The sequence below is a fragment of the Mediterraneibacter catenae genome (assembly GCF_008691045.1).
Taxonomy (GTDB): Bacteria; Bacillota; Clostridia; order Lachnospirales; family Lachnospiraceae; genus Mediterraneibacter; species Mediterraneibacter ornithocaccae.
Map to the genome: position 1 here is coordinate 1 of NZ_VMSO01000042.1, position 9,328 is coordinate 9,328.

Here is a 9,328-nt window from a genome sequence, read left to right on the forward strand (position 1 = left end):
CCGGAATTTCATTCTTCTTTGAAGTGCTCCCGCAGTTTCTCAATCGCGCTCTTCTCTATCCTTGAGACGTAAGAGCGGGAAATCCCGATCTGCCTGGCAATTTCCCGCTGTGTGTATTCCTCTCCGTTATACAGCCCATACCGCATTTTTAAAACGAGCTTTTCTCTGGCGGAAAGCTCGTTTTCGACTTTTTCATAGAGTTTCTGTATATTTTCTTTGAGATAGATTTTTTCAGGGACATCAACGTCATCTGTCTCGATAATATCATAGAGCTTGATTTCATTACCTTCGCGGTCTGTTCCGATCGGTTCGTACAAAGAGATTTCTTTCGAGACTTTCTTTTTTGAACGGAGATGCATAAGTATTTCGTTTTCCACACAGCGCGATGCATAAGCGGCAAGCCGGTTGCCTTTATCGGGATTAAATGTCACTACTGCCTTGATCAGTCCGATTGTTCCGATCGAGATCAGATCCTCAGGGTCTTCTTCGAGATTCTGATATTTTTTGATTACATGAGCTACGAGTCTTAGGTTGCGTTCAATCAGGATGTGTTTTGCCTCGAGGTCGCCCTCCGTGTATTTCTGGATGTAATATTTTTCTTCCGAGGGAGTGAGGGGATTGGGAAAAGACTGCACGATGACACCTCTTAGCACATTTGGTATAGTTTATGAAAAAAAGCGGAGGATTGTGCTTTTCCATATAAAAGATGGACACAGTGTGAAAATGCATATTGACACTGGCTGATGGTATGAAGTATGATGAACATACATTTTCGAAGAAATTCATCTTCGGCAATCTTGCCCTTGAGGGAGGGCATCTGGCCGGATCGGCCGGGAATCTCAGTGTTTTAAGCAGGTTTTTTATACAGGTATATTGTCATTGTGCTCCGGAGAAAGGGGTACAGATGAGTTTTAGTACAATTTTATCCGCGGCTATCGAAGGACTGACAGCAGAAGTTGTCCGGGTGGAAGCGGATGTATCTAATGGACTGCCGGTATTTCACATGGTGGGATATCTGTCGTCAGAGGTCAAAGAAGCGGGAGAACGAGTGCGCACTGCTATCAGAAATTCGGGTTATGACTATCCGGCAAAGCGCACGGTGATCAATCTGTCACCGGCCACGCTCAGGAAGAGAGGAGCATCGTTTGACCTTCCGATTGCGGTCGCAATTTTGACATCGCTGGGACAGATACCATCCGGAAGGGCGGAAAAGTGCCTTATTATCGGGGAACTGAGCCTGGATGGCCGGGTAAGAAAAGTGCCCGGAATATTACCGGCGGCAATGACTGCTTTTGAAAGTGGGATCAGATGCTGTATCATTCCAAAGGACAATGAGACGGAAGGAGCTCTCGTAAAAGGACTTCAAGTCATTGGCGTGGAAAACCTTCAGGAAGCTGTTGATTTCCTGAAAGGCAGTAGGGGATATGCTGTGTCGGACAATGGAGTACGAATGATAACAAATACAGTGTGTAATGTCGGGAAAGGAGAGATGAAGCAGGGGGGACCATCCTTTGAACCGGAAGGAAATAGCAGGTACGTACCGGATTTTTCTGAGATAAGGGGACAGGAAAACGTAAAAAGAGCGGCGGAGATCGCAGTATCAGGAGGACATAATCTCCTGATGATCGGGCCTCCCGGAAGCGGAAAATCAACGATTGCAAAGTGCGTTGCAGGCATTTTACCGCCTTTGGATTTAGAAGAAAGTATGGAGATTACAAAGATTTATAGTGTGCTTGGACTTTTAAATAAGGAATCCCCTTTGATACGTACGAGACCTTTCAGGAAAGTACACCATACAGCTACAAAGGCTGCGCTGATCGGCGGAGGGCTGGTCCCTCATCCGGGAGAGATCAGTCTTGCCCACGGAGGCGTGCTGTTTCTGGATGAACTGCCGGAATTCAGGAAAAGTGTGCTGGAAGTGCTTCGGCAGCCGCTGGAAGAGCGCAGTATCCGGATAACAAGGGTACACGGAAACTATGCCTTTCCGGCAGATTTTATGCTGGTTGCGGCGATGAATCCGTGTCCGTGCGGACATTATCCTGATCCGGAGAAGTGTACATGTACACCGGCGCAGATACAGATGTATCTGAGTAGAATCAGCCATCCATTTCTGGACAGGATCGATCTGTGCGCTGAGGCGCCCAGGATAAAGTATGAGGAGCTGACAGAAGAAAAGAAGTGTGAGAGCTCTGCGGACATCAGAAAGCGGGTGTGCCGGGCAAGGGAAATACAGAAAGAACGCTACAGGGGAACGGAGATTACAACGAACGCTATGCTGGGAATTGACGGACTGAAACGTTACTGCAGACTGGGGGCGTCCGGTGATAAACTTATGGAACGCGCATTTACAATGATGGAATTGAGTGTACGCGCATATCACAGAGTTATAAAGACGGCGCGTACGATCGCCGATCTGGAAGGTGAAGAGCAGATCAGGGAGGAGCATTTGCGAGAAGCACTCGGATACAGAATGGTGGACCGGAAATACTGGAGGAGATAGGTTATGGAATATGAGTTCTGGCTGGCGGGCATACAGGGCGTGTATGCTAATAAAAAGATCAGGCTGAGAGAATGTATGAAAACAGCGGAAGCGATTTATTATATGGAAGAAACACAATTACGCCGATTTGAGTTCTTGAATGAGAATGACAGAAATAAAATTATGCAGGCGCAGGAAAACAGCGATTTTCGCACAGACTATAAAAGAATGTGTGAAAAGAACATCCGGTTTGTTCCGTATTTTTCCGGAGAGTATCCGGAACGACTGAAAGAGATTGCAGATTATCCGTATGCTCTTTATGTGAAAGGAAATCTGCCGCAGGTACAGACCAGAAAAGCTGCGGTCATCGGCGCGAGACGGTGCACGCCATACGGTGAAAAATACGCTATTGACTTCGCGCAGGCGCTTGCGGCGTGCGGAGTAGAGATTATCAGCGGGATGGCGAGAGGGATAGACGGGATGGGACACCGGGGGGCCTTGCTTGCAGGAGGCCGGACGTTCGCTGTGCTGGGATCAGGCGTGGACGTGTGCTACCCAAGAGAACATATCGGTCTGTATGTTGATATTTTGGAGCAGGGAGGAGGGATCATATCGGAACAGCCGCCGGGAATGGCACCGCTTGCCTATAATTTTCCTGCCCGTAACCGGATCATAAGCGGATTGTCCGATGTTGTTCTGGTAATGGAGGCAGGGCAAAAGAGTGGATCGCTCATCACAGTCGATCTGGCTTTGGAACAGGGAAAAGATATCTATGCACTTCCCGGACCGGTGAACAGTGCATTAAGCGACGGCTGCAACCACTTGATCCGCCAGGGCGCGGGGATTCTGCTCACTCCGGAGCTGCTCCTGGAAGAGTGGGGAATCGGAAAAAACAGGACGGAAAAGGAGAGCAAAAAGGAAACCAAAAATGAAAAAATGCTTGAAAGTGCCGAAAAATTGGTGTATAGTTGTCTCGGTTTGTATCCCAAGAGTCTGGATCAGCTTGTCCGTGAGACAAAACTGAATATCAGGGAAGTTCTGGAGAAACTTATCTCTCTGGAACTGCAGGGATATGTACGGGAAATATCAAAGAATTATTATGTTATTTCAGAATATAGGGCATAAGCCGGCCAATGGAGGGAGTCAGTTTTATGGCGCATTATCTTGTTATCGTGGAGTCACCTGCGAAAGTAAAGACGATCAAGAAATTTTTGGGAAGTAATTATACGGTCGCAGCATCTCAGGGACATGTACGGGATCTGCCGAAGAGTTCACTCGGCATTGATATCGAGCATGATTATGAGCCGAAATACATTACGATACGCGGCAAGGGAGATATTCTTGCAAGTCTGAGAAAAGAAGTGAAAAAGTCGGATAAAGTGTATCTGGCGACCGACCCTGACCGGGAAGGAGAGGCGATTTCATGGCATCTTGCAGCTGCACTTAAGCTGGATGAGAAGAAGATGCGCCGTATCACATTTAACGAAATTACCAAAAATGCAGTGAAGGCATCGCTTAAGGCTCCGCGTGATATCGACATGAACCTGGTCGATGCACAGCAGGCCAGACGTGTTCTTGACCGCATGGTGGGATATCTGATCAGTCCGCTTCTCTGGGCAAAAGTAAAGCGCGGGCTGAGTGCCGGACGTGTCCAGTCTGTTGCGCTTCGGCTCGTTGCGGACAGAGAGGATGAAATCAATGCGTTTATCCCGGAAGAGTACTGGACGCTGGACGCTGTTCTTAAGATCAAAGGGGAGAAACGGCCGCTTGTAGCAAGATTTTATGGAACAGATAAGAAAAAGATCACAATCCGTTCTGAAGAAGAGTTAAATGAAATTCTTCGAAAAATCGAGAATGCCCAGTACAGGATAACAGATATTAAAACGACAGAACGTATCCGAAAGGCACCGTTGCCGTTTACTACCAGTACGCTTCAGCAGGAGGCTGCAAAGGCGTTGAATTTCGGGACTCAGAAGACAATGCGTATAGCCCAGCAGCTCTATGAGGGTGTAGATATCAAAGGAAACGGAACTGTCGGTGTCATCACCTACCTGCGTACGGATTCTACAAGAATCGCAGATGAAGCTGACGCAGCTGCAAGAGAATATATTTCTTCAAATTATGGAAAAGAGTATGCGGCGCCAAGGCAGGAGGCTCCTAACGGCGGCAAGAAAATACAGGATGCGCACGAGGCAATCCGTCCGACAGATATAACAAGGACGCCGGCATCGCTGAAAGACTCTCTGACGCGAGACCAGTTCAGGCTGTATCAGCTGATCTGGAAACGTTTTGCTGCAAGCCGCATGAATCCGGCGCGATACGAGGCGACTTCTGTGAAGATCGGCGCGGATGAATACTGCTTTACTGTGTCGGCATCCAAGCTGCTGTTTGACGGTTTCCGCTCTGTATACACAGAGGCTGACGAAGAAAAAGAAGAGAGCAATGTGCTTGTAGGAAATCTGAGTATGGATTCTGTGCTGACAAAAGAGGAACTTGATCCTAAACAGCACTTCACTCAGCCTCCGGCACATTATACTGAGGCAAGCCTTGTCAAGGCTCTTGAGGAACTGGGAATCGGACGGCCCAGTACTTATGCGCCCACGATTTCTATTATTCTCGGCAGGAGATATGTGACAAAAGAGGCGAAGAATCTGTATCTGACCGAGATCGGGGAAGTGGTCAACAATATGATGAAACAGTCTTTCCCGAGTATTGTGGATGTGAATTTTACTGCCAACATGGAAGGCCTTCTCGATATGGTTGAAGAAGGAAAAGTGGAATGGAAAGAAATCATACGTAACTTCTATCCGGATCTTGAGGAAGCTGTACAGAAAGCGGAAAAAGAGCTTGAAACAGTTAAGATCGAGGATGAAGTGACAGATGTTATCTGCGAAGAATGCGGCAGGAATATGGTCATCAAATATGGCCCGCACGGTAAATTCCTTGCGTGTCCGGGATTCCCGGAGTGCCGCAATACGAAGCCGTATCTGGAAAAAATCGGTGTTCCGTGTCCAGTCTGCGGCAAGGATGTAGTGATCCGTAAGACGAAAAAAGGCAGAAAATATTACGGATGCGAGAATAATCCGGAGTGTGAGTTCATGTCCTGGCAGAAACCATCTAAAGAAAAATGTCCTGAATGTGGCGGATACATGCTTGAAAAAGGAAATAAGCTGGTCTGTGCTGACGAAAAATGCGGGTATGTCACCGCATTAAATAAAAAGAAAGAATAAAAGAGTGAAATTGCATTGCTATTCTGAAAATTGTATGATAACATATGTTTATCCAGTGATTTATCAGAATTTGTATATACAATTGTGATATACAGAAGATATGCGGAGGAAATAATGAGCGTACAATTATTAGACAAGACAAGAAAGATCAATAAGCTGCTCCATAATAACAATTCGAGCAAAGTAGTATTTAACGATATCTGTGCTGTCCTTACAGAGATACTTGATTCGAATGTACTTGTGGTCAGCCGGAAGGGCAAAATTCTCGGAGTGAGTAAATGTCCGAACGTGAGAGAGATTCATGAACTGATTACAGAAGCAGTCGGTTCACATATTGATGCAATGTTGAATGAGCGTCTTTTGAGTATTCTTTCTACAAAGGAAAATGTTAACCTGGAAACTCTCGGATTTTCAGCTGATGCGGTGCAGGGGTGTCAGGCGATCGTTACTCCGATTGATATTGCGGGGGAGCGTCTTGGAACATTGTTTATCTATAAGCAGGATTCCGCCTACTCTATTGATGATATCATACTGAGTGAATACGGTACTGCGGTGGTAGGGCTTGAGATGCTGCGTTCGGTAAATGAAGAAAATGCCGAGGAGACAAGAAAAGAGCACATCGTGCAGTCCGCGATCAGCACTCTGTCGTTCTCTGAACTCGAGGCGATCATACATATCTTTGATGAGCTTGGCGGCACTGAAGGAATTCTTGTGGCAAGCAAGGTGGCGGACCGTGTGGGAATCACACGCTCGGTGATCGTCAATGCACTCCGCAAATTCGAGAGTGCAGGCGTAATCGAATCCCGTTCATCCGGTATGAAGGGCACCTATATCAAAGTTCTTAACGACTATGTGTTTACGGAGCTTGAAAAGATTAAAAAAGAGCGGATGTAGGCTGGAGGGCTGAGCTATGTACGAAGGAAATCCTGTTGATCTCAGAATGGAAAAGATCCTCTCTGCCGATGGTATTTTTGATGATTCGACACGCCAGTGCAGAGTCCGGAAATATGATCCGGAGGAAGATTTCATATATCTGGAATTGATGGAAGACAAACTGGAGGCTATCTCCCTGGATGCAAAGTACAGATGTTATATATCGACGCGTACCGAGCTTCTATACTGTACCGGAGTAGTAAAAGAACGGTACTGTCAGGAAGACAGAAATCTGTTAAAGTTCAGAATAGAGAATGGCTTTTATAATGTATACGAAGGAAGAAAGATGACGAAACGTGCCTGAGGGCACGTTTTGTTTGTCTATAGAAAACGTAACAGTTCAGCCCGCGCCACTCGCTAAGCCGCACTGTCGTGCTTATTGCGGCTGCGCCGCTGCTTTGCTCCTAAACCGGCGCTCAGCACATCTGTCTGTCAGTCGCCGGATTCTTATGCAAGCATAAATCCGTCTCCTGACATCAGATGACTGAACTGTTGTTATAAAATATAAAAACCTTGTAAACTGTGTTGACAAATTGAAAGTGGAGTGCTATTTTATATTCATGAGGTTTAGCACTCGTGAGAAATGAGTGCTAACAAAACAAAATCAAGGAGGAATTACAATGAAGTTAGTACCATTAGGTGACAAAATTGTTTTAAAACAGTTAGAAGCAGAAGAGACAACAAAATCCGGTATCGTTCTTCCGGGACAGGCAAAAGAGAAACCCCAGGAGGCAGAGGTTATCGCTGTAGGACCTGGCGGAAATATAGATGGAAAAGAAGTAGTGATGCAGGTTAAAGTCGGCGACAAAGTAATCTACTCCAAATATGCGGGAACAGATGTTGAGCTGGACGGTGAAGAGTATATCATCGTAAAACAGAATGATATTCTGGCAATCGTTGAAGCATAAATATTGAAATCATTTGACAAGACTGATATAAAAAGAAATTTTATCAATAACTGAAATTAAGGAGATGTATTGACATGGCAAAGGAAATCAAATACGGAGCTGAAGCCAGAGCAGCATTGGAAAAAGGCGTGAACCAGCTGGCAGATACAGTAAAAGTTACACTTGGACCAAAAGGAAGAAACGTTGTCCTTGACAAATCTTTCGGCGCACCGCTGATCACAAATGATGGTGTTACGATCGCAAAAGAGATCGAGCTGGAAGACGGATTTGAAAACATGGGAGCACAGCTCATCAGAGAAGTTGCTTCTAAGACAAATGATGTTGCCGGAGACGGTACTACAACAGCTACAGTTCTGGCACAGGCGATGGTACATGAAGGTATGAAGAACCTTGAGGCCGGCGCTAACCCGATCGTACTGAGAAAAGGTATGAAGAAAGCGACAGACAAAGCTGTTGAGGCAATCCAGGCCATGAGCAGCAAAGTAAAAGGCAAAGAGCAGATTGCAAGAGTTGCTGCTGTTTCCTCAGGAGACGAGGCTGTAGGCGAGATGGTAGCCGATGCAATGGAGAAGGTTTCCAATGACGGTGTTATCACGATCGAAGAGTCCAAGACAATGCAGACAGAACTGGATCTTGTAGAAGGTATGCAGTTTGACCGCGGATACATTTCCGCTTATATGGCAACAGATATGGAGAAGATGGAGGCTGTTCTTGAGGATCCGTATATCCTGATCACTGACAAGAAGATTTCCAATATCCAGGATATCCTGCCGCTTCTTGAGCAGGTTGTACAGTCCGGAGCAAGACTTCTCATCATTGCTGAAGATATCGAAGGAGAGGCTCTTACAACTCTGATCGTAAATAAACTGCGTGGAACATTCAATGTTGTTGCAGTTAAAGCACCGGGATACGGCGACAGAAGAAAAGAGATGCTTCAGGATATCGCTATCCTGACAGGCGGCCAGGTAATCTCCGAGGAGCTCGGACTTGATCTGAAAGAGACGACAATGGATCAGCTCGGACGTGCAAAATCTGTTAAAGTACAGAAAGAGAACACAGTCATCGTTGACGGATGCGGAGACAAGAACGCAATCAACGACAGAATCGCTCAGATCAAGAAAGCAATCGAAGAGACAACATCTGACTTCGACAGAGAGAAACTTCAGGAGAGACTTGCAAAACTGGCTGGCGGCGTAGCAGTTATCCGCGTAGGTGCAGCTACAGAGACAGAGATGAAAGAAGCAAAACTCCGTATGGAAGACGCTCTGAATGCTACAAGAGCAGCAGTTGAAGAAGGAATCATCGCAGGTGGCGGATCTGCATATATCCATGCAGCAAAAGAAGTTGCCAAGATGACAGAAGAGCTGGAAGGCGACGAGAAGACAGGCGCAAGGATCATCCTGAAAGCTCTTGAGGCTCCGCTGTATCAGATCGCTGCAAATGCAGGTCTTGAAGGAGCAGTCATTGTAAATAAAGTAAGAGAGTCAGAGCCGGGAACAGGATTTGACGCTTACAAAGAAGAGTATGTAGATATGGTAGAGAATGGAATCCTGGATCCTGCAAAGGTTACAAGAAGTGCTCTGCAGAACGCAACAAGCGTTGCATCTACACTGCTCACAACAGAGTCCGTAGTATCCACGATCAAAGAGCCACAGCCGGCAGCACCGGCAGGCGGCGCTGGAATGGGTATGATGTAATTTCGGATTTATCGTACAGGCTCATAATTGAAAAACAGCACAAAACAGATTGATACAGCACAGACAATTCACGTATCCACG

General features: G+C 46.3%; 8 protein-coding genes. 7 read left to right on the forward strand and 1 reads right to left on the reverse strand.

The genetic code is table 11. The features are described from left to right. Positions 1 to 8 precede the first annotated feature (8 nt). Entirely contained in the window at positions 9 to 635 is a 627-nt protein-coding gene (sigK, locus tag FNY66_RS15055; protein WP_087152545.1) for an RNA polymerase sporulation sigma factor SigK, read from the reverse strand. Positions 636 to 904: 269 nt separating this feature from the next. On the opposite strand from sigK, the gene FNY66_RS15060 reads away from it, so the two are divergent. The 7 genes from FNY66_RS15060 (at position 905) to groL (ending at position 9,247) form a co-directional block, all read left to right on the forward strand. Beyond that, positions 905 to 2,500 carry a YifB family Mg chelatase-like AAA ATPase gene (locus tag FNY66_RS15060; protein WP_150311656.1) on the forward strand — a complete coding sequence of 532 codons (1,596 nt, stop codon included), beginning with the start codon at positions 905 to 907 and terminating at the stop codon, positions 2,498 to 2,500. Positions 2,501 to 2,503: 3 nt separating this feature from the next. Then, positions 2,504 to 3,604 carry a DNA-processing protein DprA gene (gene dprA, locus FNY66_RS15065; protein ID WP_150311657.1) on the forward strand — a complete coding sequence of 367 codons (1,101 nt, stop codon included), beginning with the start codon at positions 2,504 to 2,506 and terminating at the stop codon, positions 3,602 to 3,604. Between the two features lie 26 nt (positions 3,605 to 3,630). Beyond that, entirely contained in the window at positions 3,631 to 5,709 is a 2,079-nt protein-coding gene (gene topA, locus FNY66_RS15070; RefSeq protein WP_087152543.1) for a type I DNA topoisomerase, read from the forward strand. 114 nt (positions 5,710 to 5,823) lie between these two features. Continuing rightward, the gene (gene codY / locus FNY66_RS15075; protein ID WP_087152542.1) at positions 5,824 to 6,603 is read left to right on the forward strand and encodes a GTP-sensing pleiotropic transcriptional regulator CodY; all 780 of its coding nucleotides are present in this window, start codon (positions 5,824 to 5,826) and stop codon (positions 6,601 to 6,603) included. A gap of 16 nt (positions 6,604 to 6,619) precedes the next feature. Next, positions 6,620 to 6,946: a hypothetical protein gene (locus FNY66_RS15080; protein ID WP_087152541.1), complete on the forward strand. Its 327-nt coding sequence runs from the start codon at positions 6,620 to 6,622 to the stop codon at positions 6,944 to 6,946. 316 nt (positions 6,947 to 7,262) lie between these two features. Beyond that, positions 7,263 to 7,550, forward strand: a complete 288-nt coding sequence (locus FNY66_RS15085; protein WP_087152540.1) for a co-chaperone GroES — start codon at positions 7,263 to 7,265, stop codon at positions 7,548 to 7,550. A gap of 74 nt (positions 7,551 to 7,624) precedes the next feature. Further along, positions 7,625 to 9,247, forward strand: a complete 1,623-nt coding sequence (gene groL, locus FNY66_RS15090; protein ID WP_087152539.1) for a chaperonin GroEL — start codon at positions 7,625 to 7,627, stop codon at positions 9,245 to 9,247. The last annotated feature ends 81 nt before the right edge of the window (positions 9,248 to 9,328 follow it).